Annotated in this window: 24 protein-coding genes; 12 read left to right on the top strand and 12 right to left on the bottom strand. The window is 41.9% G+C overall.

The genetic code is table 11. The features are described from left to right. Positions 1–80: 80 nt before the first annotated feature. From G7092_RS29400 to sucD, 10 genes are all read right to left on the bottom strand, one after another. A complete protein-coding gene (locus tag G7092_RS29400) occupies positions 81–1,037 on the bottom strand; it encodes an acyltransferase family protein (RefSeq protein ID WP_166095796.1) in 957 nt (318 codons plus the stop codon). 87 nt (positions 1,038–1,124) lie between these two features. Then, entirely contained in the window at positions 1,125–1,331 is a 207-nt protein-coding gene (locus G7092_RS29395) for a cysteine-rich CWC family protein (protein WP_166095793.1), read from the bottom strand. A 165-nt stretch (positions 1,332–1,496) separates the two neighbouring features. Continuing rightward, complete coding sequence (locus tag G7092_RS29390) at positions 1,497–3,869, bottom strand: ribonucleoside-diphosphate reductase subunit alpha (protein WP_166095791.1); 2,373 nt, start codon at positions 3,867–3,869, stop codon at positions 1,497–1,499. A gap of 205 nt (positions 3,870–4,074) precedes the next feature. Next, a complete protein-coding gene (locus G7092_RS29385) occupies positions 4,075–5,046 on the bottom strand; it encodes a ribonucleoside-diphosphate reductase small subunit (protein ID WP_166095789.1) in 972 nt (323 codons plus the stop codon). 555 nt (positions 5,047–5,601) lie between these two features. Further along, positions 5,602–5,979 (bottom strand): methionine-R-sulfoxide reductase, encoded by a 378-nt coding sequence (locus G7092_RS29380; protein WP_166095786.1) that lies wholly within the window; start codon positions 5,977–5,979, stop codon positions 5,602–5,604. A gap of 389 nt (positions 5,980–6,368) precedes the next feature. After that, positions 6,369–7,352 carry an aldo/keto reductase gene (locus tag G7092_RS29375; RefSeq protein WP_166095783.1) on the bottom strand — a complete coding sequence of 328 codons (984 nt, stop codon included), beginning with the start codon at positions 7,350–7,352 and terminating at the stop codon, positions 6,369–6,371. 21 nt (positions 7,353–7,373) lie between these two features. Then, the gene (locus tag G7092_RS29370) at positions 7,374–7,787 is read right to left on the bottom strand and encodes a putative quinol monooxygenase (protein WP_166095780.1); all 414 of its coding nucleotides are present in this window, start codon (positions 7,785–7,787) and stop codon (positions 7,374–7,376) included. A gap of 10 nt (positions 7,788–7,797) precedes the next feature. Beyond that, positions 7,798–8,196 carry a (R)-mandelonitrile lyase gene (locus G7092_RS29365; RefSeq protein WP_166095778.1) on the bottom strand — a complete coding sequence of 133 codons (399 nt, stop codon included), beginning with the start codon at positions 8,194–8,196 and terminating at the stop codon, positions 7,798–7,800. Between the two features lie 119 nt (positions 8,197–8,315). Further along, positions 8,316–9,197: a helix-turn-helix domain-containing protein gene (locus tag G7092_RS29360; RefSeq protein ID WP_166095776.1), complete on the bottom strand. Its 882-nt coding sequence runs from the start codon at positions 9,195–9,197 to the stop codon at positions 8,316–8,318. 372 nt (positions 9,198–9,569) lie between these two features. Further along, complete coding sequence (sucD, locus tag G7092_RS29355; RefSeq protein WP_166095774.1) at positions 9,570–10,445, bottom strand: succinate--CoA ligase subunit alpha; 876 nt, start codon at positions 10,443–10,445, stop codon at positions 9,570–9,572. Between the two features lie 201 nt (positions 10,446–10,646). On the opposite strand from sucD, the gene G7092_RS29350 reads away from it, so the two are divergent. Next, positions 10,647–11,651, top strand: a complete 1,005-nt coding sequence (locus G7092_RS29350) for a hypothetical protein (protein WP_166095772.1) — start codon at positions 10,647–10,649, stop codon at positions 11,649–11,651. 737 nt (positions 11,652–12,388) lie between these two features. Next, positions 12,389–13,303 carry a C1 family peptidase gene (locus G7092_RS29345; RefSeq protein ID WP_166095770.1) on the top strand — a complete coding sequence of 305 codons (915 nt, stop codon included), beginning with the start codon at positions 12,389–12,391 and terminating at the stop codon, positions 13,301–13,303. Positions 13,304–13,624: 321 nt separating this feature from the next. On the opposite strand, the gene G7092_RS29340 is transcribed toward G7092_RS29345, so the two are convergent. Further along, positions 13,625–14,869 carry a dicarboxylate/amino acid:cation symporter gene (locus tag G7092_RS29340; protein WP_166095767.1) on the bottom strand — a complete coding sequence of 415 codons (1,245 nt, stop codon included), beginning with the start codon at positions 14,867–14,869 and terminating at the stop codon, positions 13,625–13,627. Between the two features lie 596 nt (positions 14,870–15,465). Here G7092_RS29340 and G7092_RS29335 point away from each other — a divergent pair. From G7092_RS29335 to G7092_RS29290, 10 genes are all read left to right on the top strand, one after another. Further along, a complete protein-coding gene (locus G7092_RS29335) occupies positions 15,466–16,230 on the top strand; it encodes an ABC transporter ATP-binding protein (protein ID WP_166095765.1) in 765 nt (254 codons plus the stop codon). A 128-nt stretch (positions 16,231–16,358) separates the two neighbouring features. Beyond that, positions 16,359–17,456, top strand: coding sequence for an ABC transporter permease (locus tag G7092_RS29330; RefSeq protein WP_166095763.1), 1,098 nt, complete (start codon positions 16,359–16,361; stop codon positions 17,454–17,456). 212 nt (positions 17,457–17,668) lie between these two features. Next, on the top strand, positions 17,669–19,162 hold the full coding sequence (locus G7092_RS29325) for a TonB-dependent receptor (protein WP_202985462.1): 1,494 nt from the start codon (positions 17,669–17,671) through the stop codon (positions 19,160–19,162). Positions 19,163–19,245: 83 nt separating this feature from the next. Further along, positions 19,246–19,980 (top strand): DUF2490 domain-containing protein, encoded by a 735-nt coding sequence (locus G7092_RS29320; RefSeq protein ID WP_166095761.1) that lies wholly within the window; start codon positions 19,246–19,248, stop codon positions 19,978–19,980. Positions 19,981–20,142: 162 nt separating this feature from the next. After that, positions 20,143–21,438: a phosphopyruvate hydratase gene (gene eno / locus G7092_RS29315; RefSeq protein ID WP_166095758.1), complete on the top strand. Its 1,296-nt coding sequence runs from the start codon at positions 20,143–20,145 to the stop codon at positions 21,436–21,438. Between the two features lie 58 nt (positions 21,439–21,496). After that, a complete protein-coding gene (locus G7092_RS29310; RefSeq protein ID WP_166095756.1) occupies positions 21,497–21,817 on the top strand; it encodes a DUF7683 domain-containing protein in 321 nt (106 codons plus the stop codon). Between the two features lie 61 nt (positions 21,818–21,878). Next, positions 21,879–22,421 (top strand): signal peptidase II, encoded by a 543-nt coding sequence (gene lspA / locus G7092_RS29305; protein ID WP_166095754.1) that lies wholly within the window; start codon positions 21,879–21,881, stop codon positions 22,419–22,421. A 476-nt stretch (positions 22,422–22,897) separates the two neighbouring features. Next, positions 22,898–24,271 (top strand): DEAD/DEAH box helicase, encoded by a 1,374-nt coding sequence (locus G7092_RS29300; RefSeq protein ID WP_166095750.1) that lies wholly within the window; start codon positions 22,898–22,900, stop codon positions 24,269–24,271. Positions 24,272–24,435: 164 nt separating this feature from the next. After that, on the top strand, positions 24,436–24,759 hold the full coding sequence (locus G7092_RS29295; protein ID WP_317170018.1) for an FtsB family cell division protein: 324 nt from the start codon (positions 24,436–24,438) through the stop codon (positions 24,757–24,759). 131 nt (positions 24,760–24,890) lie between these two features. After that, on the top strand, positions 24,891–25,352 hold the full coding sequence (locus G7092_RS29290) for a hypothetical protein (RefSeq protein ID WP_166095748.1): 462 nt from the start codon (positions 24,891–24,893) through the stop codon (positions 25,350–25,352). 160 nt (positions 25,353–25,512) lie between these two features. On the opposite strand, the gene G7092_RS29285 is transcribed toward G7092_RS29290, so the two are convergent. Further along, positions 25,513–26,679, bottom strand: a complete 1,167-nt coding sequence (locus G7092_RS29285) for an acyltransferase family protein (RefSeq protein ID WP_166095746.1) — start codon at positions 26,677–26,679, stop codon at positions 25,513–25,515. Positions 26,680–26,832: the final 153 nt, after the last annotated feature.

The following is a 26,832-nucleotide window of genomic DNA, read 5'->3' as shown; positions in this document are numbered from 1 at the left end:
AGACATACACCTATATGACTCTATTAAAATGAAAAGGATTAATAGGGAGGCGATAATGTATACTGCTTAGATGAAGTACGTTAACTCAGCTCAACCTTTTTAGATAACTTCAAGGCTGGTTTTTCAATGATGATATAAAAGAAATATGCGAAAATAATACTGAGCAGTATGGCGGTTACGCATAAAAACGCCTGGTTGGACACGTAGCTTTTAGCAAACCTCAAATACAAAGGCATCATAATGGTATGGGTTAAATACAGGGAATAGGAAATGTTGCCTAAGAGTAAAAGTAAAGCTGGTATCTTTTTATCGAGCAAAAGAATAGTTAAACCTGTAACTGCAGGAATGAAGCCGGTTAATATAGACACCTTAAAAGCTACGATGGCACAAAATGCTATTAAGCAAATCAGTGCTGTTTTTAGGCTTATTTTTTTGATGAAGTATTGAAACACAATGTAACCGGCCGCAAAATCATACAAATAGGTAAATATCAGTTCGCGTATATTTACTTTTAGTAGCATGCATATTAAACTTATCAGCAGGAATATCAGAATAGATACCAGCGCTTTAAATCGCATAAGAAGGGGAAAGAATAGCCCTAGCAAAATGTAATATTGAAACTCGATGCACAGCGTCCAGAAGATGTTGTTGTACCACTGGTAGTTTTTAAATAAAGGTATCAGGTAAAAAACATGTAAAACCAAACGGTTGATATCCAGATGCCAGGGTACCCACCCTAATAAAAATAATAACCCGATGGTTGCCCAATAAGGTGGATCTATCCGGATACTTCTTTTTAAAAGGAAATTGGGAAACGCTTTTATCGTGTAATTTTTTTGACTTAAGGAGTAAGGCAACACAAAGCCCGAAATAACAAAAAACATAGATACCCCCAATTGTCCGCTAAAGAACAGCTGTGTCAGCAATTGGCCATACTGCACCCCATTGGTTAGATAAAAATGCACAAAACATACTCCCAAAGCCGCTATCCCTCTTAACAGAACGATACTTTCAATTTGGGTTTGCTTTTTGAACATGGCCAAATATCATATAATTATATATGGTAATGAAACGGGGAGACAGGGAAAGGATATAAAAATTAGAGAGATATGCGAAACTGGATTTTACGCCAGGCCAATGCTCTCCCGGTATTCCTGCTGAATGATGAGCAGGCAGCTGGCACACAAACATCCGTCATAGAGTTCGCTTACGTACTGCACTTCGTTGAGGCTGAGCTGCACAGTACTGCACTGGCACTTACTGAATGAATTGGCTTTACATTCAAAAGGTGCCTGACAGCGTTCGCAACGGATGATCTCGTGTTTGGTCATTTATTTAGTCCATGATCCATAGTCGATAGACCATAGATCTGATTTGCAAAAGTAGCGAATGTTAGGTTCACTAATAAAATAGCAGTGTCATTAAATAAAAAAGTCCATGAACTATAGCTGTTAAGGCTATGGTCCATGGACTATCGTCTATCGACTAATTAAAACTTATGCAGAGCAGGTTACGCAGCCTTCTTCCATAGAGCAGCTTGGGCCTTCTGGTACGTTATCGGCAATTTGTGCAACCACTTCTGGTATTACAGGTTCCATGTTTGAACCACCCTGATTTTCAACCGTAAACTTAACCGCTTGTGACGCTGCTTGAGTACGGAGGTAATACATACCGGTTTTTAAACCTTTTTTCCATGCATAGAAATGCATTGAAGTCAGTTTCGACGCGTTTGGTGAGTTGATGAACAGGTTTAATGATTGCGACTGGCAAACATAAGCGCCTCTATCGGCAGCCATATCAATGATGTTACGCATCTTGATTTCCCAAACGGTTTTGTACAGGTCTTTGATATCGGCAGGTATTTCGGCAATATCCTGGATAGATCCATTGGCGCTGATGATCTTATCTTTCATAGCCGGGCTCCATAAACCAAGGTTTACTAAATCGCGCAGCAAATATTTGTTTACCACAATGAACTCACCGCTCAGTACCCTGCGGGTGTAAATGTTAGAAGTATATGGTTCAAAACACTCGTTGTTACCTAATATTTGTGAGGTTGATGCAGTTGGCATTGGTGCAACTAATAAAGAGTTACGTACACCATTTTTCATCACATCCTTACGCAGGGTTTTCCAATCCCAACGGGTGCTGGCAGGCTCTACGTTCCACAGATCAAATTGGAATTTACCTTTTGACAGTGGTGAGCCTTTGAAAGTTTCATACGGACCTTCGGCAATAGCCAGATCTTTTGAAGCTGTCATAGCTGCGAAGTAGATGGTTTCGAAGATCTCTTTATTCAACTGTTTTGCTTCGTCGCTTTCAAACGGCATGCGCAGTTGTATAAAAGTATCGGCTAAACCTTGTACACCCAAACCAATAGGGCGGTGACGCAGGTTAGAGTATTCTGCTTCGGCAACAGGATAGTAGTTACCGTCGATGATGCGGTTCAGGTTCAAAGTAGCCTGGTAAGTTACTTCGTATAATTTTTGGTGATCAAACTCGCCATTGATAATATAGCGTGGCAATGCTAATGAAGCCAGGTTACAAACGGCTATCTCATTGGCATCGGTATACTCCATAATTTCGGTACACAAGTTTGAACTTTTGATAGTACCTAAATTTTGCTGGTTTGATTTTGCGTTGGCCGCATCTTTATATAACAGGTATGGTGTACCGGTTTCCACCTGGGCATCCAGTACGGCAAACCACAATTCCTGTGCTTTGATCACTTTACGGGCACGGCCTTCTTTTTCGTATTGGGTGTACAGGGCAACAAACTCATCGCCAAAGCAATCGGCCAGGCCCGGTGCTTCATGCGGGCAGAACAAACTCCAGTCTTCATTGGCCTCTACACGCTGCATAAACAAGTCAGATACCCAAAGGGCATAGAACAAATCGCGGGCACGCATTTCTTCCTTACCGTGGTTTTTACGCAGGTCAAGGAATTCAAATATATCGGCATGCCATGGTTCCAGGTAAATAGCGAAGGCACCTTTACGTTTGCCACCACCCTGGTCAACATAACGGGCAGTATCGTTAAACACGCGCAGCATCGGGATAATACCGTTGCTGGTACCGTTGGTGCCGCTGATGTACGAGCCAGTAGCCCTTACATTGTGGATGCTTAAACCGATACCACCGGCGCTTTGCGAAATTTTAGCCGTTTGCTTTAAAGTATCATAAATACCATCAATGCTGTCATCTTTCATGGTTAACAGGAAGCATGACGACATTTGTGGTTTTGGTGTACCTGCGTTAAACAGCGTAGGGGTAGCGTGGGTAAACCAGCGCTCGCTCATTAAATGGTAGGTTTTAATGGCGCTTTCAATATCGTTTTTGTGGATACCAACCGATACACGCATGAACAAGTGTTGCGGACGCTCGGCAATTTTACCGTTGATCTTTAACAGGTATGATTTCTCCAAAGTTTTAAAACCGAAGTAATCAAAACCAAAGTCGCGGTCGTAAATAATGGTACTGTCCAGTAACTCGGCATTGGCTTGGATAACCTCCCAAACATCATCAGCTATTAATGATGCATCTTTGCCGGTTTTTGGATCAATATATTCATGCAGTAAACGCATGGTTTCAGAGAACGATTTGATGGTGTTTTTATGCAGGTTGGATACCGCTATACGAGATGCCAGCAATGCATAATCGGGGTGTTTGGTGGTTAATGATGCCGCCGTTTCTGCAGCCAGGTTATCCAGCTCAGACGTAGTAACCCCGTCAAACAAACCTTCAATTACTTTTTTAGCCACATCAATGGGGTCAACCAGGTTAAACCCATAGCACAGTTTTTCTATACGTGCTGTGATCTTGTCGAATTTTACCGACTCTTTTCTACCGTCTCTTTTTACTACAAGCATGTTTTTATCTATTTAGTCGCCGGTATTAAAGCTTTGCAGGACTCTTTTTACCGACTGGTGAATTTTTATATTTAGTATCAAGTAGCTAGTATCAAGTATCAAGACTTTTTTACTAACTGTTGTTAGGGTTTCGTATCAATTGCTAATAGTGGGTATCAAAATTGTTTTTATCGTGATACTTGATACTAGCTACTTGATACTATACCTAAAAGTCCTCGTCTAACGAAAATGCTTTGCTTTCTGCATTGTTCATGACACCGCTTTTTTGATAGTCGCCTACGCGTTTTTCAAAGAAGTTGGTTTTGCCCTGCAGCGAAATCATCTCCATAAAGTCGAACGGATTGGTAGCGTTGTAATGTTTTTCGTAACCCAGCTCGCCCAGCCATCTGTCGGCCACAAACTCAATATACTGGCTCATCATTTTGGCGTTCATACCAATCAGGTTTACCGGCAATGCATCGGTCACAAATTCTTTTTCTATTTCTACCGCATCGGTAATGATCTTGGTTACAGCTTCGGCGCTTAAGCGTGTATTCAGCATCTTGTATAGCAGGCAGGCAAACTCGCAGTGTGAACCTTCATCGCGTGATATCAGCTCGTTACTGAAGGTTAAGCCTGGCATCAGGCCGCGTTTTTTAAGCCAGAATATAGAGCAGAAACTACCTGAAAAGAAAATGCCTTCTACAGCGGCAAATGCTACCAGGCGTTCGGCAAAGTTGCCGTTGTTTATCCAGCGCAATGCCCATTCGGCCTTTTTACCCACGCATGGCACGGTATCAATGGCGTGGAAAAGGCGGTCTTTTTCTGCCGGATCTTTTATATAAGTATCAATAAGCAGGGCATAAGTTTCGGAGTGGATGTTCTCCATCATGATCTGGAAGCCATAAAAGCAACGGGCTTCGGGCAATTGCACCTCGCTCATGAAATTTACAGCCAGGTTTTCGTTCACGATGCCATCGCTCGCCGCAAAGAATGCCAGGATGTGTGAAATAAAATGACGCTCGCCATCATTCAGGTTTTCCCAATGTTTCATATCGTCCGAAAGGTCGATCTCCTCGGCCGTCCAGAAACTGGCCTCGGCCTTTTTGTACATTTCCCAAATGGCAGGATATTTAATCGGCAGAATTACGAACCTGTCCTTGTTTTCTTTGAGTAATATTTCATCTTCCTGTTTCATATGATACCTTTTTTATTGTTCCTTTTTATTACTTCAAGCAATCAGACACGAAAGCCACCCCAATTTTTCAATCAGGTAATTTGGTTGTTTGCGTTTGGTCTGACCAATCACAGGTTTTATTGTGTAACTTACTGACAGCTAAGTTCTTGTGTTTTGGATGGGGAATACATCCGGCTGTCTTTTGAATACTTTTTGCGAACCTTGTTCAACAAAGTTAAGGTATGATATCTTAAGATTTTAATGATAGTTTTTAACAAAGGGGCGAGTTATTAACACTTTATAAGCATTCCCTGACAAAAGAAAAAATTAATGAACTTGATTACAGTCGGTTAAAAAATGTGGATGATTTTTGCCACCCAAAAATTTGCAGAAAACGATAATTTAACATTAAGAATTAGTTGACTTAACACCGACAATTATTGCCAATTACATAACGCCTTTGCTAAGCTTCAATTCCAATTTTGAAATTTGTTTGAAAGCCTGGTCCTGATATCCCATTGTTGAAAAAAATATCCCGAAAAACCGCTTGTTCGCCGGGATACCTCTCCAGTTTTTTTAATTATTTTTTATATCATCGGCCGATACAAATTTCATCGACACCGAATTAACACAATGGCGCACATTTTTGGGTGTGAGGTATTCCCCCTCAAACACATGCCCCAAATGGGCACCGCAATTGGCGCATACAATTTCTACCCTGCGGCCATCGGCATCGGGTACCCTTTTCACTGCGCCGGGTATTTCGTCATCAAAGCTTGGCCAGCCGCAGTGCGACTCAAATTTTGATTCGGAGGTGTACAACGGCGTGTCGCAACGTTTGCAAACATATAGGCCCTGGGCCTTATTGTCCAGCAAAGCGCCGGTAAATGGTCTTTCGGTTCCTTTATGCAATATCACCCATTCTTCTTCGGGCGTTAACTGATTATACATCATTAATTATTGATTTAGTGAATTACTGAATTAGTGATTGAAATAACCCCTTTTTCTTTACTTAAAGATACGAAGTTTTGTTGGGATGGATTGCTTTTGGAGGGAGTGTTTACACTGGTTTGACATGGAAGTTGGGGTATTTGTATAGAATATAAATTGTCATCCTGAGCGAAGCGAAGGATCTGTTATTGACCATGCAAATAGCAGAATAGATACTTCACTCCGTTCAGCATGACAAAAATTCTAGTGTAGGGTGGTGGGAGAGAAAACAAAAATGTCATCTCGAACGAGGTACGAGGAGAGATCTTTTGCGCCGGGACTTATTGCTCAAGAGATAGTTTCTCCTCGTACCTCGTTCGAAATGACAAGAGTGATAGTAAAGTATCCGCTTATCAGCGGTCAACCCGTTGCTGCAGGTGCTGTGGATAGCGGGCGCCTTCAATGGTAACACTGTCAGCTGCGGCTTCAATTTCGCGCAGGTCATCGGCTGTAAGTGTTATTTGAGCTGCTCCGAGATTTTCTTCCAGGCGATGTAGTTTGGTGGTGCCTGGTATCGGCGCTATCCATGGCTTTTGGGCCAGCAGCCAGGCCAGTGCTATCTGGGCGGGTGTGGCTTCCTTTTGCGCGGCTATTTTTCCCAGCAGGTCAACCAATGCCTGGTTCGCTTTGCGAGCTTCGGGCGTAAAGCGCGGCACAATGTTGCGAAAGTCGGTACTGTCAAACGTGGTGTTCTCATTGATGGCTCCGGTTAAAAAACCTTTGCCCAGCGGACTAAACGGTACAAAGCCAATACCTAGTTCTTCTAATGTTGGAATGATCTCCTGCTCCGGCTCGCGCCACCATAAGGAGTATTCACTCTGTAAGGCCGCAACCGGCAGCACCGCATGTGCTTTACGAATGTTTTGCACACCGGCTTCCGACATACCAAAGTGCTTTACTTTGCCTTCGGCAATAAGTTCTTTTACGGTACCGGCCACATCTTCCATAGGTACATTAGGGTCTACCCGGTGCTGGTACAGCAGATCGATCCGATCGGTTTTTAACCGTTTAAGCGAGGCTTCTGTAACCTGGCGGATGTTTTCCGGGCGGCTATCCACACCTTCCTGAACGTTTCCGTTCTTAAAGCCAAATTTGGTGGCGATCACCACTTCGTTCCGAAATGGAGCTAAGGCTTCGCCCAGCAGTTCTTCATTTTTAAAAGGGCCATAAGCTTCGGCGCTGTCAAAAAAGGTAACGCCGCTTTCAAAGGCGGTACGGATGAGTTTAATGGCATCCGGTATGTTTGTAGCCGGGCCATAGCCAAAGCTTAAGCCCATGCAGCCCAGTCCCAGTGCAGAAACTTCCAGGCCGCTATTTCCTAATTTTCGTTTTTCCATTTTGTTTGATTTTTTTAATGCTTACTGCTTCATTTTGCTTTCCAAAGCAATCGGATCAACATCAACCAATTCGAGCGATTTGACCATATCCTTTGTGGTGCTCTTGTATTTTTTAAAATGAGCTGTTTGCAAATGCGCCTGGTATGCTTCGGCATTAGCATATATTTCAAAAACCGTGATGTGGGTGGGGTTATTTTTTTCGGCCACAGCATATAAGGTTATCACCCCGGGTTCTACGCGCACGGCAGTTTCGGCATGTTCCTTCAATGCTGCTTTGTAGTTTTCCAGCTGAGCCGGATCTATCTGTAGTTTGGCTATCCGTACTACTTGATCCTTATTTTGCGCTACGGCGTTACTGAATGAAAACAGCATCAGCATAAAAAACATAGCCATAGGTATTAGCCCTACGCGGGATTTTGAAATAACACGCTTCATCTTCTTGGTTTTATTGATGATTATATTGTTCGTCAGTTACCTGCTCCATCCAGTCAACTGGCGAACCATTGTGTTTTTCCTGTATGGCGATGTGGCTCAGTGCGGTAGTGGCGGTAGCGCCGTGCCAATGTTTTTCGTTGGGTGCAAACCAAACTACATCTCCGGGGTGAACGTTCTCTATCGGTCCGCCTTCGCGTTGTACCCAGCCTGCGCCTGCGGTAATAATAAGCGTTTGGCCAAGCGGGTGTGTGTGCCATGCCGTGCGGGCACCGGGTTCAAACGTAACCTGCGCCATGGCTACGCGTGCCGGATCTGGTGGATTGAAAAGCGGATCAATACGTACCGTTCCGGTAAAATATTCTGCGGGACCTTTGCCCGATGGTTGCGAACCGCTGCGTTTAATTTCCATAAAATGATGTCTTTGATATGTTTACTACACTAATTTATGCATTAGTGTTTCAGATAGTACAAAGATACCGCAGGCAACAAGCTTGCGGCTAATGAATATCAAACAGAAAAGTAAGAAAATCAAACAGCTTTAGTCCTTAACGATTTTGGTATAGTACCGGTAATTCTTTTAAAGTAGTTATTAAAGTAGGTTGGATATTCAAATCCCAGGGCGTAGGCAATTTCGGCTGTGCTCCAATCGGTATGTTGCAGGAGTGCTTTGGCTTCGCTGATGATACGATCGGCAATGTGTGTGGTGGTAGGTTTGCCCGTAATTTCCCTTACCGAACGGTTAAGATGATTAACGTGTACCGATAGGTTTTGAGCAAAGTCCTGTGCTGTTTTTAGTTTCAGTGGGCGGTCGGCGCTCTCAATAGGGAATTGTCTTTCTAAAAGCTCCAAAAACAAAGAGGTTGTTCGTGATGACGCGTTTTTATGTTTGATGAAATTATCCGCAGGCTGCATTTTTAATGCCTCGTGGATGAGCAAATTGATATAATTGCGTATCAGGTCGTTCTTGTACAGATAATCGGTGCTTTGTTCCTCCAGCATTTTTTTAAAGATGGTGTTCACAAATGCCGCCTGCTCTTCACTTAATGCAAAAACAGGGTTGCCGCCAATTTTAAACAAAGGCGATTCCTGCAGGCTTTCCAGGCGTTCATGTGTTTTCAAAAAGTCCTCTGTAAATAAACAGGCATACCCGGTTTGCTTATCGGAGTGTAATTCGGCAGCGTAGGGGATGTGCGGGTTGGCAAAGAATAAAGATGTGCCATCGAGGTCAATGCTCCTGTCGGCATAATGGATGGTGCTTTTGGCATTCAGGATACATACTTTATAAAAATCCTTCCGCTTGTAAACCGGCGTACGGCTCACGGCGGTTTCTATTTCATACACCTTAAAGCCCTTAAGCTTTAAATCCATCGCGTGGACATCACAAAGTGCTGACATGTCTTTATCATCCATATGGTAAAAATAAGAAAAACAAATAGTAAACATAAGGCGAAAGCTTATGTCAATCTACTTGCGCTCGTTTGCAACGAGTGCTTAACATGGCTTTGCGTTTAAAACGCAAGAGCGATGCAATCGCTTAACCACATTAAGCACTCGTTGCAAACGAGCGCAAGAGGGGGAATAGGCTTTCCCATATATGTCAACTGCGAGGAGGAACCACGAAGTAACCTCGTAGCTATTCTGGTCTGTGAGAACGCGATGAGATTGCTTCACTCCGTTCGCAATGACATATTTTATAAACCCGATAATTAAAAAATCCCGGCCAAAGCATGACCGGGATTTTAAATATGATTTTCCAGTTCCCCCTTCAGGGGGTTAGGGGGCTTATAATTTAGCCAGCTCTTCTGCCATGGCAGCGCCAATTTCGGCAGGAGATGCCACTACGCGGATACCGCATTCGGCCATGATTTTCATTTTAGCGGCAGCAGTATCATCGGCACCACCAACAATAGCACCGGCATGACCCATACGGCGTCCCGGAGGCGCTGTTTGGCCCGCGATGAAACCAACTACAGGTTTTGTACCGTTAGCTTTGATCCAGCGTGCGGCTTCGGCTTCCATGCCACCACCAATTTCGCCTATCATGATGATACCGTGTGTGTCCGGATCGTTCATTAACAATTCAACAGCCTCTTTGGTAGGTGTACCAATGATCGGGTCGCCACCAATACCAATAGCGGTAGTGATACCTAAACCGGCTTTAACCACCTGGTCAACGGCCTCGTAAGTTAAGGTACCTGATTTAGAAACTACACCCACATTACCTTTTTTGAAGATAAAGCCAGGCATAATACCAATTTTGCTTTCGTCGGCAGTAATGATACCCGGGCAGTTAGGGCCTATAAGGCGTGAGTCCTTATCGCTTAAATATTCTTTTACCTCAATCATATCCTTGGTCGGGATACCTTCGGTGATACAAACAATAACTTTAATACCAGCTTCGGCAGCTTCCATAATGGCATCCGCGCCAAAAGCCGGAGGTACAAAAATGATGGATACATCGGCACCTGTAGCAGTAACCGCGTCTTTAACGGTATTAAAAACTGGCCTGTCTAAATGTTGCTGACCGCCTTTACCCGGTGTAACACCCCCAACCAATTGGGTACCATAAGCAATCATTTGCTCCGCATGGTAAGTACCTTCTTTACCTGTGAAACCCTGTACAATAACTTTAGAATTTTTATTTACGAGAACACTCATTGGCTTTTTTCGTTTAGTACGGCAAAGCTAAAGTTATTGACAATAAAGTCAAATTAAATTTAGCCACCCGGAGCGCTCGTGCTGTAATAATTTTATTTGTTAACATAAAGTTGACTTTTGGGTTATGGGAAACGGCATGTATAGATACCTGTTTTGCTATCATTTTAACTAATTTAGCCCCCAAACTATGCACCTTGCACTATGAAACAAATAAACAAAAACCTTATTACCCTACTTGCCGTATGCTTTCTTTTTGCTTCTGCTGCTCAGGCACAATTTGGCGGTTTAGGAAAAAAATTATTGGATAAAGGCACCGAAATGGCCTCGGGGGGCGGCCTCAGCAAAATTCTGAAACAGCCGCAGGCTATTACCACCAGTTTTAAAGATGTAAACAAAACCGGATCAAAACCGCCATCATTTATGGAAGGTCAAACACCTGAGCCTTTGTATCTTTTGCCTAAGACCCCCGAAGGCGCCTATAAACTTTGTGCCGGTTTTTATGAAATGACCAGCAAAAGCTATTGTCTGCACGCCGGTACACGCGGTCCCAGCACCGGCGATGGTTATATGCTTGCCCCTGTGCTGGGCCCTAAACGCGATGTGGTAATACTGATATTAAAACATGCCGAAACGCATCCGGAGGTTAACCAGCATAGTATCCAGATATTATTATGGGCGATAATTGCCCGCACCAAATTTGCCGATTTTGGTACCGATATTAAATTGACTGCCACCAGGCTGTTATCGCCCAACGAATTGCTGATGCTGGAAGGTGGCGCGTTGGGGGTACTACCTGCCAGTATAATGGCCAAAGCTAAAGACCAGCTGCCGCCTGCCGCGCAAAGCGTTTTTGAGGCCGAAAATAATATCCGTCAGCTGGCTGCTTCTGGTAATGCATCGTACGAGGAAATGGAGAAATATGCCATGATTGCCGGTTTGGCTCCTCAGCCCGATCCGGAAGTTCCATCGGGTATTTGGTCTTTACATCCCGATGGTTATTACATTCGTTTTATTCCGCATGGCTATTCACAAACTACAGTACAGATCTTTGTACCCAAAGAGTTGATAGATACCAAGCCTGGATTGATATACGACGGACCAAATGGTATCGCCTGCCCGGCTAATGTTGGTGCCCAACGCCTGGCTCAAACCAACGAGCCGCTAAATCCCGATAAAACAAAGAAATTGAAGGTGATCTGTAATTAATGATAACTAAAAAAGGTAAAAGGGGGGATTCATGATCTTTCTCTTCTTTTACCTTTTTTAGGTATCTGGTATTTTTCACTGCCTTAAAAGTTGTAAACCGACTACCCCCCCCCCGCTAAAAAACAGCAGTATTTATCGCCTGATGTCCTCCGGATTTTGTATGGCGGAAAAATGACAGGTGTTAATGGATTTTTGTTCGAGGCTATTGCTTGTAACCCATTATGGCTACTACTCTGGTTTATGCTTGTGTTTTGATACTTAGTGTAAAATAGTGACTTATTGAATGTCGTTTATCTGGCTCAGATTATCAGGCAAAATCAACAACTTTCAAATTGACCTTAGTGTTTTTACGCGTTTTTTGATTTTTTAACAAAATCGGAAAGTTTGGCGGGTAGATTATTTTGGGTATTGGTAAAACGTATTATTAAATGTTTTTTGTGTTGTATTTTATTAAAAAGATATGAAATGGCGTAAAATGATTGATTTTTAATGATATATGTATAATTTATTGTAACGTTTTGAGTATTAATGTTGCAGTTTGTAGAGTTTTTTGAAGAAAAATGGATGCAATTTTATTAATAATGGGCTTGAAATATGCCGAAATTGATAGATTTTAATAAATAATAATATATTTTTTATTTATTAAAATCTATTGTTTATGTGGTAAATAGTTTATTACCTTGCAGTTAACCAAATTATATTAACCTCATTTTTTTTAACATTAAATTACATTTATTATGAAAAAGAACTTTTTATCAGGATTTTCTGCTTTATTATTAATGCTTATTATGTTTGGGTCGTGTAAAAAAAATAACACGGAAAACGCACCTGCTGCAAATAATAACAGCAGTCCAAAACATGGTTTAGGAGCCGTATTGAATCAAAAAGCTTATCTCGCCACGCAGGCGGCGGATTTAGATCAGATCCGTACGAGGCTCATTCAGATGGGGTATTTAAATAAGCTTAGTGTAAATAGTACTAAATCTTTGCCGGCCAGTGTAATTCTAAATCACCCTGCCATAGGCGATCAGGGGCAAACGGGTACTTGTGTATCCTGGTCGTCGGGATATGCCTTAATGGGTACCTTAAATAACGAATTTCCAATCGCCAATGTATCAAATCCCAGAAGCGGATGGTACGTGTATCAAAAAGATCACTCGGCTAATAACGATTGTGATACCGACGATGGAATGTATGTAACAAGCGGGTTGGATATTTTGCAAAATTACGGGGTGCCGGCTGCTAACCTGGATGCCAGTCTTGGGTCGCCTTGCCAGGCTCCGTCTTCCTCCGTTGATGCCAGTGCTGCTACAGACAAGAATGTGAGTAGTTATGCTGCTATTTCAACCGTTGCCGATATCAAGAACGCATTGAGTATGAACCTGCCGGTAGAAATGGGCTTTAATGTATATGATAGTTTTGAAACAGCCTTTGACAACGGTACAGTTTACAAAAAAACCAGTGGCTCACTTTTAGGAGGGCATGCCATTTGTATTATTGGGTATAGTGATGCTAAAAATGCTGTTCTTATCCAGAACTCATGGGGCACATCTGGCGGAGATTCACAAAACCCAGGTTGTATGTGGCTTGATTATAGCATATTTACACAATCAAAATTGGGTATTGAACTTTATGTAGCTCAGCCAAAATAATAGCCTGCTATAAGTATAAGCTATCGGGTGAATTTGAGTTTACCGCAAAATTTTTGTATCTTTATAAAACACCACGGCCCGTTCTCCTTCATCCGGAGAAACGGGCCGTTTTAGTTAAGGATAAAACAGGCCAAAAATCAACTGTTTTACATGTAGTTATTTGATAGTCAATAAATTAATACTTTTTAAAGTTTCTAAAACTACTCAAAATGGCCTTTTAATTTGTTAAAAAATGTTAAAATGAAGGTTTTTTGATCTGTTTTCGATCGATTTTCATCCAATTTTGGTCAGAAAAGTGTTAAAATTTAAGGTTTAAAAAGTTTATTTTAACGTTTGCCCTTCCGAAACAGGCGGATGAAATTCCTTTTCGCTTTTGGCAATTACAATGGTTGCTACCCCGTTCCCGATTACATTGGTGATAGCTCGTGCTTCGGACATAAACCGGTCTACCCCGAGCAAAATGGCCACTCCCTCAACCGGAATCACTTTGATGGCTGCCAGGGTGCTGGTCAGCACTATAAATCCGCTACCGGTAACCCCTGCCGCACCTTTGGAGGTGATCATGAGGATCCCGATAATGGTAAACTCCTGAAAAAGGGATAATGGGATATGAAAAACCTGCGCCAAAAATATAACCGACATGGACAAGTAAATAGTAGTGCCGTCCAGGTTAAAGGAGTAGCCCGTAGGGATCACTAAACCCACAACCGATTTAGAGCAGCCGAATTTTTCGAGCTTATCCATCATACCGGGCAGTGCCGATTCGGATGAGGAAGTTCCCAGAACAATCAGGATCTCCTCCTTAATATGCACCAGATATTTCCACAGGCTAAACTTAAACAGATAGCAAATGATATTGAGTATCGCAAAAATAAACAAGAACATAGTGAGGTAAACCGAGCCCATGAGCATAGCAAGCGGCTGCAAAGTTTTCAATCCGTATTTGCTGATAGTGAAAGCCATACCGCCAAAAGCACCGATGGGGGCCACCTTCATTACGATACGCATGATGTTAAAAAATACTTTGGAAAGTTTATCAAACAACTGGATAACCGATTGCCCGGTATCGCCCATGCGGCTCAGGCCAAAGCCAAACAGCACGGCAAAAAACAGGATCTGTAGGATATCGCCCTTGGCAAAAGCTTCAAAAGCATTGGATGGGATGATGTGCGTTAGAAAATCGCCCCAGTGCATTTCCTCTGCGGCTTTTTGATAGGTGGCTAGTTTACTGGTATCAATAGAAGTATGGTTTACAAAGCCTGCACCAGGTTTAATAATATTAGCTACCGTAACTCCTATAATGAGTGCAAAAGAGGTTACGATCTCAAAATAAAGCAAAGCTTTACCGCCTACACGGCCAACTTTTTTCATATCGCTCATGCCGGCTATGCCAAGCACTATGGTGAAAAATATGATGGGGGCTATCAGCATCGTGATCAAACTGATGAACATTTTGCTGATCATTTCGGCCGTTGGCCCGAACTGTTTAAAATTCAGTCCGACGATGATACCCAAAGCAATAGCAATAAGAACTTGGAACGTGAGGTTTGATAAAAGGCGCTTCATTAGCCAATGATACGGCTTTAGGTTCAGGATATCAATATGTTTATAGTACCGGTAAAAATATTGACCTGCTATTTTCTGCCGTTCACCGAAATTTTCATGCAGCTGATCAAAAAGCTTTGGCTACTGTGATGTTCACACAGCAATTTTGAAGAAAAAACAACATTGCTATGAAAATTTTATCTACTCCCATTATATCGGTAATAGTTTATCTGCAGGAACATTCGCCTTGGTTTACGCAACTGATAGCTAATTTATTTACCTAAACAGCGTTTAAGAATGCTTAGTTATATAATTAGCTAAAGCAAACTCATTCATCGGTAATTTTCCGCCGTTTACCGGAAGTTTAGCTGCCTTTACCTAAAAGCACTACTCAAAAACATATTCTGTTAGCACATTTGAACCATAAAATCACCACATCATGAAAACGCTACTCGCCATACAAATTATTCACCTGGTCATGAAAGCCGCCCATCATGCCGAAGCATTGTGGCACTCTATTGGTCATTTGATTAAGTAACATATTCCCCGAGCTGTAAAATTTTCGGGATAAAAATAAAACTCATGGTTATTTCATTATAGTAATGCATTTTTACCCTATGACAAAACAACCCATCATCACTGTAAATGACCTGGTAAAAAACTATGGCGATTTTGCAGCCGTAAAAGGCATTAGTTTTGAAGTGTATGAGGGCGAAATTTTTGGTTTGCTGGGCCCAAACGGTGCCGGTAAAACCACCACTCTCGAGATTATTGAAACCCTGCGCCAAAAAACATCAGGCCGTATTATTGTTGATGGCTTTGATATTGAAAGCGATACCGATAGTATCAAAAAACGCATCGGTGTACAATTACAGGCCGCGGGTTATTATCCCAATCTGAATCTATCGGAACTGATTACCCTGTTCTCCGGCTTATATGGTATTGATAAAAGCCCTATGGAAATGCTGGAGAAAGTAGCACTTACCGATAAGGCGAAAGCTAAATATAAAGACCTATCGGGTGGGCAAAAGCAACGCTTCTCTATTGCCACAACGCTTATTAATAATCCAAGGATCATTTTTTTGGATGAACCAACAACTGGTCTCGACCCACAGGCCCGTCGCAATTTGTGGGATCTGATCCGTGAGATCCGTGATCAGGGTACTACCGTTGTGATCACTACTCATTATATGGATGAGGCTGAGGTATTGTGCGATAGGGTGGCATTTGTTGATGGTGGTTATATCATAGGCATCGATACCCCCGATCATTTTATTGATCAATTAGTAGCGTCGGGTTTTGAACGCAAAAAACAAGTGAAACTCGCTAATCTGGAGGATGTGTTTATAAACCTCACCGGCAAAGAATGGCGGGAGGGGTAGATACCCAGTTGGCAGTTTCGAGTTTGCAGTTAAAAAGATGACTCAATGACGCCATAAGCAAATGATTTAATGACAATTCCAAATGACCTAATAATGCCGTCGGCGAACGACCTAATGACTAAATTGAAATGAACCCAAAACCATACAGCAATACAAAAGCAACACTGGCGATAGCTAAGGCCAGTTTCCGGTCGATACTGCGCAGCCCTTCGGCAGTGGTATTTACTTTGGCTTTCCCTTTGATATTTATTATCGTTTTTGCAAACATTGGCGGCGGCGGTGTTACAGTTGACGTAGGAGTGGCCAAAACCTGCGATACGCTTAGTCCGGTTTATCAGGCATTGAAAAATGTGAAAGTGGTTCACCTGGTAAAGGATCAGTCGACAGAGGAAATGAATATGAACCTGTCAAAAGGAAGTATTGATGCTATTATTAATATACAAAAAAATAGCACCAGGCCACCATTTACGGTTAATGTAGAGTATACTAAGGCATCTGCCGAAAAGGGGAATATCCTGCGGTCGGTACTCAGTAATATTTATTACAACATCAATAATAATGCGCAGATCAATACCCCGCCGGTGGCCGAGATCAGGGAAACCACGATACAAGGGCGCGAGTATAAATACATTGATTTTATATTGCCCGGGCAGTTGGGTTTCTCATTGTTAAGTAGCGGTGTTTTTGGTACGGCATTCGTATTCCTGAGCTTACGTTTAACTTTGGTGATTAAACGTTTTTTTGCTACACCGGTTAAGCGCTATAGTATAGTATTAGGTGAGGCATTAGCCAGAATGACGTTCTCGTTACTGGGCTCTTTGTTCATTATTCTGGTTGGTCACTATATGTTTGGTTTCACCCTGGTACACGGCGTAACAACGGTGCTCAATATGCTGGTACTCTCGGCTATTGGACTCATTATTTTTATGGGTTTTGGCTTTACTATATCAGGCATCGCCAAAAATGAAAGCACGGTGCCTCCGCTATCGAACATTATAACCCTGCCACAATTTTTGCTGTCGGGTACGTTCTTTTCTGTCACAGCCTTTCCGAAGTGGTTACAGGGAATCAGCAATGTGCTGCCGCTAACTCACCTTAATAATGCTATGCGCAAAGTTGCCTTTGAGGGTGCTGGTTTAGGCGATGTTACCCATCAGTTGTTTATATTGCTGATATGGTTTGTAATTATATACGCTGTTGCCGTTAAAACCTTTAAATGGGAATAGTTTAAAATCTAAAATGAGGGTTTTTGTCATTGAAGAAGAGGTCGTTAATATACTGATAACTCTTCCTTAATGTAAAATCCCAAAACCGAAAAATGAAAGTCGATTTCTTGCTTTGTTCATAAGTTTTCCGCTGTATTCTTTAAAAAATCGTATTTTTGAACTGTATTTCAGATCATCATACTGGCAGCAGTAAACTATAAATAATGTAGCTTATGAATATCGTTCATAATAAGGATATTGGGACAAAACAAAAAGCGCTTGCCATTAACCTCGACCCTTCAATTTATGGTTCCTTTGCCGAAATTGGCGCAGGGCAGGAGGTAGCTGCTAACTTTTTCAAAGCCGGTGCATCATCAGGCACAATAGCCAAAACCATGTCGGCTTATGACATGATTTTTTCTGATGCTATTTACGGAGTACAGCAAACACGCCGCTATGTAAGTGAATCGCGGTTGATATCTATGCTCGACCATGAGTATGGGCTGTTGATTGAACGTTTGGCCGCACTACGTGGCGATAACACAACCTTTTTTGCTTTTTCAGATACTTTTTCGGCCCTCAACTATCATAAAACAAATGAGGGACATGGCTGGATGGGGGTTCGTTTCCAGCTGGAGCCCAATGGCGAATATAACGATGTGGTAATCCACGTAAAGCTATTAGATAATGATAACATTCTGCAGCAGCAGGCGGCTGGCATATTGGGTGTTAACCTGATATATGCCTGCTTTTATTATCACGAAATAGCTCCCGTGTTTTTGCTTTCGCTGATAGATAACCTGTCAAGAGATCGTATCCAGATAGATATGATCAGCTTTGAAGGACCGGATTTCCGGAAAGTAGATAACCGTTTAATGAGTCTGCACCTGGTTAAGTTTGGATTTTCTGATGCAGCTGTATTTGGTCCTGATGGTAAAAATCTGCAACCTACAGAGGCATTATATAAAAAGCATGCAGTAGTAATACGCGGTCGTTTCCGTCCGGTTATCAACGTACATATTGATATGTTAACCCAGGGTGTTAAGCAATTTCTGCAAGAACCCGATGTAGATAAGAACAATGTAATCGTTGTTACAGAGCTTACGCTGCAATCGTTAAAGGAAAGAGATGCCGATCTTAACGCCGAGATCGATGAAAAAGATTTTCTTGACCGGGTAGATATCCTTTGCTCACTGGGCCAAACGGTTTTGATCTCTAACTTTCATGAATATTATAAGCTGGTAGCTTATTTATCTAAGATCACCAAGTTAAAAATGGGAGTGGTGTTAGGCTATCCGAACCTGGAATATATTTTCTCGGAAGAACATTATCAGGATTTGCCGGGTGGTATTCTCGAATCATTTGCCACCTTGTTCAGCCGCAAAGTAAAACTATTTATCTATCCTACTTTACGCGATGGTGTGATTTGGAATTGCCTGAAATTTTCGCTGCCTTCACACCTGATCGACTTGTTCAGATATCTGATAGCCAATAATAAAATTGAGGATATCAGGCACTTTAATGAGAATAACCTGAATGTGGAGACTGATAATGTATTACAACTCATCAAGCAAGGAGCAACCGGATGGGAAGAATATGTACCAGCTGAAGTAGCAACAATGATCAAAGAACGACACTTATTTGGTTACCCTGTAGCATCTGATGAAGCTAAACAAGACCAACCTGCTGCAAATGAGGACTCTGGGGCAGTGAAGGATATTGCTTAATGTTAATAAAATATTAATTATAATAAAAATTAACATTTGTATAACATTTAGGAAATATCTTTGCGGCATCAAACCTGCAGAAGATGTTGAAGCCTCCTATTGTTATTTCCGTAATTTTTTTACTGTTAACAGCCCGTTCTTTTCGTGCCCATGCCCAGGATTCTAAAGTAGGTACCTGGGGAATTGCCACGGTTGTACTTCCTGGTGATAGCAGTCACAAATGGGGTGGTTACTCCGAATTACAGGTGCGTACCAATGGGCCATTAAGTCAGTTTCAGTACTATGAGGCCAAGGCTGGTGTAAGCTACGATATCAATAAGGATTTTACAGCCTTGCTGGGCACAGGTACCTATCATACTTATGACTATGCCGATCTGGGCAGCGGTCCCAATACCAATGAATTCAGATTATGGGAGCAAATGACCGTTAATCAATTTTTGTACCGCCTTAAATTTGAACATCGTTACCGTATAGAGCAGCGCTGGGTTAACGGCGACTATCGTAATCGCTTCCGGTACAGGTTAAATATGTTTGTACCCTTAAATAGTACAAAAATTGTAGCTAAAACCTGGTTCATTTCTGTTTTTGATGAAGTGTTCTTTAACAACAAAGCCCCCAATTTTGAACGTAACCGGATATCGGCGGCATTGGGGTATCAGTTTGATAATTCATGGATAGCACAGGCTGGCTGGATCAATCAGCGTAATTATACCACTACCCAAAGCAGCGGCAAAAATAATATCCTGCTGATGGTGATGTATCGCATTAATCGTAAAGGAGCTGGGCAGCGCGAGCATGTACCAACAACAACGGATTAAAGGGAGCAAGGGCTTAAAGAGTAAAGAACAAGAATTTTATTTGTATTGTCCTTATTCTTAAAGAAAGCTTAACTCTAATATCTTAACTCTTTTTTGTGATTTCTTGAATTTGCTGTTAACTTAGCCCGCGGTTTACAAATTACAAATATCTGACAATAAACTATGAGCTTAATAATTGACGTACACGCCCGCCAGATCTTAGATTCGCGCGGTAATCCCACTGTGGAGGTAGAAGTTTTAACCGAGAACGGCGCTTTAGGTCGTGCTGCTGTACCATCAGGTGCATCAACCGGTGCGCACGAAGCTGTTGAACTTCGCGATAACGATAAATCAAAATACATGGGTAAAGGCGTTTTAAAAGCCGTTGCCAACGTAAATGACATCATTGCACCTGAATTGAAAGGTATTGATGTTTTTGAACAAAATGCTATCGACGCGATCATGATCGAGATTGATGGTACTGAGAACAAAGGAAAATTGGGCGCTAACGCCATTTTAGGTGTTTCTTTAGCAGTTGCTAAAGCTGCAGCTCAGGAAAGTCGTCAGCCTTTATACCGCTATATTGGTGGTGTAAACGCTAATACTTTACCTATCCCAATGATGAATATCATCAACGGTGGTTCTCACTCTGATGCGCCTATCGCGTTTCAGGAATTTATGATCATGCCGGTTGGCGCACCATCTTTTTCTGAAGCATTACGCTGGGGTACTGAAGTATTTCATAACTTGAAAAAGATTTTGCATGACCGTGGTCTTTCTACCGCTGTAGGTGACGAAGGTGGTTTCGCGCCAACCTTTGATAGCACCGAAGATGCTGTTGAAACCGTTTTAAAAGCTATTGAAAAGGCAGGTTACAAAGCTGGCGAAGATATTTTCCTGGCATTTGACTGTGCTGCTTCTGAGTTTTACAAAGATGGCAAATACGATTATACCAAGTTTGAAGGCGAAAAAGGTGCCATCCGCACCAGCGCCGAGCAGGTAGAATATTTAGCTGAATTAGCATCTAAATACCCTGTAATTTCGATTGAAGATGGTATGCACGAAGATGATTGGGCTGGCTGGAAATTATTAACCGAAAAATTAGGTGCCAAAGTACAATTAGTAGGCGACGATTTATTTGTAACCAACACCACCCGTTTACAAAAAGGTATCACCGAAGGTATTGCCAACTCTATCCTGGTAAAAGTAAACCAGATAGGTTCATTAACCGAAACTATCAACGCGGTAAGTTTAGCTCAAACAAATGGCTACACTTCTGTAATGAGCCATCGTTCTGGCGAAACTGAAGACGCTACCATCGCCGATCTTGCTGTAGCTTTAAATTGCGGTCAGATCAAAACCGGTTCTGCTTCACGTTCAGATAGGATCGCGAAATACAACCAGTTATTACGCATCGAAGAAGAATTAGGCAGCAATGCAAAATTCATCGGCAAGAATTTCAAATTCTACAAAAAATAATTTAACTTATTAAAGAGCCATCTGTCTCAAAACAGGTGGCTCTTTTTAATTGGTATAGATGGGAAAGAACAAACAGCCCGAATGGTTAAAACGGGAAGTACAGTACTTTAATAAGGCCGATGAATCTTTAGCCGGAGATGCTGAGCTTGCGCCTATTGAACTGTCTATCCTTCAAAACTATTTTGATGCCGATGCCGATGATCCCATATTTGATACTTACCAATTAGAGCCCATTGATGCTACTTTTTTGAAACCATACACCACACTGGAATTTGATTTTGAAAAGTATGATTACTGGTTGGCAGCTTATACCAATAACTGGGAGCAAACCAAACGCGACAAAGGTTTCATGGGCCAATATCCACTGCCTAAGCAATAAGCCCTGAATAATTTAACCACTCCAGCCACGTTATTACCATAACTACATACAAGCTATATTAATGAATAAAAAATGGGTTTTGAGGGCTCTGGCCATAGTGTTGATCCTGGTTGCCGATATCGGTTTAGACAGGATTACTAAAAACTATATACGCCATAATTTTCGTTACTACGAAGAGATACTGCCTTTCAAAAATAATCTCCATTACCTCATTACCCGAGTAGAGAATACGGGTGCCTTTTTAAGCCTCGGCGATTCGTTGGGTAACCCTTGGCGGTTTATGCTGCTTTCATTGATGCCGGCGGCTGTACTGTTATTTGGCCTTACTTATATCATTATAAAAACCAACCTGCATAAGCTAACTGTTCTGGGTATTATCCTGGTATTGGCAGGTGGTATAGGCAATCTTTACGACCGTTGGGTTTATGGTAGTGTAACCGATTTTATGCTTATCAAATATCCCTGGTTTAAAACAGGAGTATTCAACGTGGCCGATGTCTCTATCATGATAGGAGTGGGTTTGTTACTGATCCAATCATTTTTGAACGACCGGAAATCTTCCAATAAAAAATCTGAAAATAACCCGGAAAAAGTAACCGCTTAATTTAACTCTCAGGATTCTTAAAACTTTTTAAACCTTAAATTTTAACACTTTTTTAGTCAAAAACAGCATAAAAAGGCTTCATTTTTGCTCGTTTTAACTAAATTTTAACGCCATTTTAACACTTTTTAACAAATTTTTGATGCGTTTTGAAAAGTTTAAAAAGTATTAATTGATTGATACTCAAATAACTGAATTAAAATGAGTCGATTTTGGGCCTGTCTTTCCCTTTAACAAAACAGCCCGAATTTCCTTTTTGGGAGAATCCGGGCCGTTGTATATACAAATATACAAAAATAACAGGAGATATTTGAGTCATCCGCACCCTTGAAACCTGCACATTCGCACATCTGTTAGCATCTGCAATAAAAAGCGTATCTTTGCAAAAAAAGATTACACGATCGCTTACGGTTTTGATCACCGAGAATTCTTCAGACCCGCTTATGCTTTGGCGATAGCACATATACAATAATCATTACATGTCATTCGAAAATTTAAATTTAATTGAGCCTTTATTAAAGGCTTTAAAAACCGAGGGATATACCTCACCAACCCCTATACAGGCGCAAGCAATACCTATTGTATTGCAACGCCGCGACCTTTTAGGTTGTGCGCAAACCGGTACCGGTAAAACCGCTGCCTTTGCACTACCTATTTTACAATTGTTACACCAGGACAGGCAGCAGCACAAAGAACAAAAGACTATTAAGGCGCTTATCCTTACACCAACCCGCGAGCTGGCTATCCAGATTGCCGAAAGTTTTACCGCTTATGGTAAACATACCGGCTTAAAAAATCTGGTTATTTTTGGTGGTGTTTCGCAAAACCCACAAGTTGACGCTTTAAGGCGCGGTGTGGATATCCTGATAGCCACTCCTGGTCGTTTGCTCGACCTGGTTAATCAGCGCTATGTACACCTGGAGCACGTAAAAATGCTGATCCTGGATGAAGCCGACCGTATGCTGGATATGGGTTTTGTGCATGATGTTAAAAAGATCATCACTAAAGTACCTGCTAAAAGGCAAACCCTGTTCTTTTCGGCTACTATGCCTAAAGAGATCCAGCAACTGGCCGATAGTATCCTGACCGATCCTGAAAAAATTGAAGTTACCCCGGTTTCTTCCACAGCCGATACCATACAGCAGTCGCTTTTTTATGTAGATAAAGGCGATAAAAAATCATTGCTGATCCACATCCTCAAGGATAAAAATATTAAAACGGCCCTGGTATTTACCCGTACCAAACACGGTGCCGATAAGGTGGTGAAAGACCTGGTGCGTGCCGGTATTACTGCCGAGGCCATCCACGGTAATAAATCACAAAATGCACGTCAGCGGGCATTGACCAATTTCAAAAACCGCACAACACGTGTACTGATTGCTACCGATATTGCTGCCCGCGGTATTGATATCGACGAGCTGACCCACGTAATCAACTACGAGATCCCTAACATTCCCGAAACCTATGTACACCGTATTGGCCGTACCGGCCGTGCTGGGGCAAGCGGTATCGCGCTTTCTTTTTGCGATGAGGATGAAATAGAATTTTTAAAGGACATCCACAAGCTGATAGCCAAAGAGATCCCTGTTGAAGAAGCACATCCTTACCCGCTTAGTCCGGTGGCTATAGCCGCTGGCATGGGCGCTAAAAAAGGGACGGCTAATGCCAATTTACGTAAGGGCTCATCAGGTGGCCGGAGCGGTGGCGGTAACAAACGTCGTGGCGGAAATGGTGGAGGCGGTAATCGCTCAGGTGGTGGTAATCGCTCAGGTGGCGGCAATAGTCGTGGCGGTAGCAACAAGCCAGGCGGCGGAAGCGGCATGAGCGGGGCCAGCAGATCATCAGGAAGATAATTTCGTTCATTGGTTCACTAGCTCATTAGTTTATTGGGCTTTGTTATAGGTTACTTATTAATCATCTGATACCAATGAACCAATGAGCTAATGAACCAATGAACGCATTTGTTAATAAGTTAATAAGCATATTTGTACCTCTACATTTTTTTAAATAGCTTTAAATGAAATTTATAGAGCCAATATCCATGAAACGCCTCATTAACCTGGTAAAGAATAAGTTTTTTCTGGTTACCATGGCCTTTTTAGTTTGGATGATTTTTTTTGATAAGAACGACCTGTTTTCGCAATATGAGTATCGCAAGCAGGTAAACAAACTAAAACAGGAACGCGATTTTTATAAAAAGGAGACCGACCAGGTAACTAAAGAACTGGACGAATTAACCTCAAACCCCCAAAAACTCGAAAAGTTTGCCCGCGAAAAATACCTCATGAAAAAAGACAATGAGGATGTTTACGTGATTGTTCACGAGAAAAAAGAAAAATAAGGTTTTTAGAATCAGGAAATAAGAATCAGAAAATAAGATATAGAAAGCGGTGGGTTTTACCCGTCGCTTTTTTTGTGGCTTATTTTATCGTTAAAGAATTGGATAGTACATTAGTCTCCAATTAAAATAGGATGTCAACCAAAACTATCTACACAGCAGAACCACAAAAATTTTCTTTCCGCATCTGGAGTGAAATGATATGGTCATTGATTATTTGTATTCTCGTGATAGGCGCCATAATCATTGGAACTGAAGGTTCTTTCACATTCTTCGCGGTTGCTTTTGTTCTGTTCTTTCCTGTCCTATTAGGTTATGCAAGCCAATACAAATACAGATTTATACAAGCCGTATCTATAATGGAAGAGGATGAAGAGTTTGTTTTTGAATTATTGTATAAAGATGAGCTGTATCAACACATTATTAAAAAAAGTAACATCAGCACAAAGATGTTAACAGAGAGCGTGACGAGGAGTTACATTAGCAAACTTGTTGTTTTTGACAAAGAAAAAGAGGTGTTTGCATTGTATTCCGGTTCCGGTATCATGAAGGAAGCTGACTTGGAAAAAATTAAAGCAGGGTTGGATGGGGAGTAGTTGCGCTTGGTAGAACCTTTCTTACACGCGTCATTGCGAGGTACGAAGCAATCCCTATGCTTTACAGGGCGGCTCCGCTTATAGGGGATTGCTTCGTACCTCGCAATGACGGGTTTTTTATCGGAATAGCCTTGGTATTGACCGCCATCTTTTTATACCATTATACCACCCCCACCGCCAAACGTTTTTTACTGTGCTTCCAGCGCCACAATAACTTATCCCTTACTTTTAAGGAAGGTTTCTCAATAGTATATCTTAGTATCAATGCGAACGCGATGGTGCTGAGCAGGCAGCAGAGCATCATCAGGTTACTGTTTTTATCGATGCCGGCTTTTTGGAGCAGGTTTTGGGTAAGGTGGATCACCAGTTTATGCGATAGATAGATGCTATAAGATAAGGTAGCTAGTTGCGCTGTTACGACTGATCGACGGCGATAAAGAAAATTGGAGGGGCAAACGATCGCTGCCAAAATGAGTCCATATCCCAACGAAACCAAGGAGAAGCCCCAAACAGTGCTGATCAGGCTATCACTAGGCGAGCAAACAAAATAAGCGGCTATTAAAATTATCAGTCCCAGCAGCATCAGCAGGTGATTGTACCTGTTTGCTATTTCTTTTATGCGCGGATAAAAAGTGTAAGCACCTGCAATGCTCACACCTATAAGCAATCCATCTAAGCGATTGTAAGTAGGGTAGTAGATCACCCGGTGCCATATCGCTCCAAAATCATCTTCAGATAGATGAGGTTCTGCAAAATAGTGCCAGCCGGCATATCTGATCATAAAACCTGCAATAAATAACGCGGCCAGGATGTAAATGGCTTTTTTGCCCGCTTTAAAATGATTGAGCAGCCAAAAGGTTAAAGGAAGTATTAAATAAAACTGTTCCTCCACGCATAACGACCAGGCATGGGTAAAAGTCCCGGTGGTTTTCAGATCCAAGCCAAAATTGAGGGTAAAAGTGATGTACTTCCAGAGCGGAGCCATATGTTCCCGCTCGCGCAGAAACGGGAAGGCTGTATATAAAAGCAGTATAACTAGGTAAGGCGGAATGATGCGGAAGAAACGCTTGGCGAAAAATTCGCGCATATTGATAGCGTTGCCTTTTTTGATAGTATTAAAAAGCTGCCCCGCAATCAAAAATCCGCTAAGGACAAAAAACAGGTCGACACCCGTCCAGCCAAAGCCGCCTATTTTAGACACCCATTCCGGATGCCCGAAAAGCTGGTAATGAAACAGCAAAACATAAGTAATGGCCAATGCCCGTAAATGATCTAAACCCAATAATTTATGCTTATCGGATATGCTGGCAGTGATAGTATCTGACATGAAATATAACGGGAGAATTTAGGCTGTAATTTATTGAATAAAGAGGGTAATAACAGATACTCGCATCTTATTTCTATAAAAAAATTGTCATTTCGATAGAGCTTGGGTGGGTATGAGCGTTGCGTGAAAGAGAAACTATCTCTTGAGCGAAGC

This window comes from Mucilaginibacter inviolabilis (assembly GCF_011089895.1).
GTDB lineage: Bacteria > Bacteroidota > Bacteroidia > Sphingobacteriales > Sphingobacteriaceae > Mucilaginibacter > Mucilaginibacter inviolabilis.
This window is presented reverse-complemented; position numbering and strand designations above follow the sequence as displayed.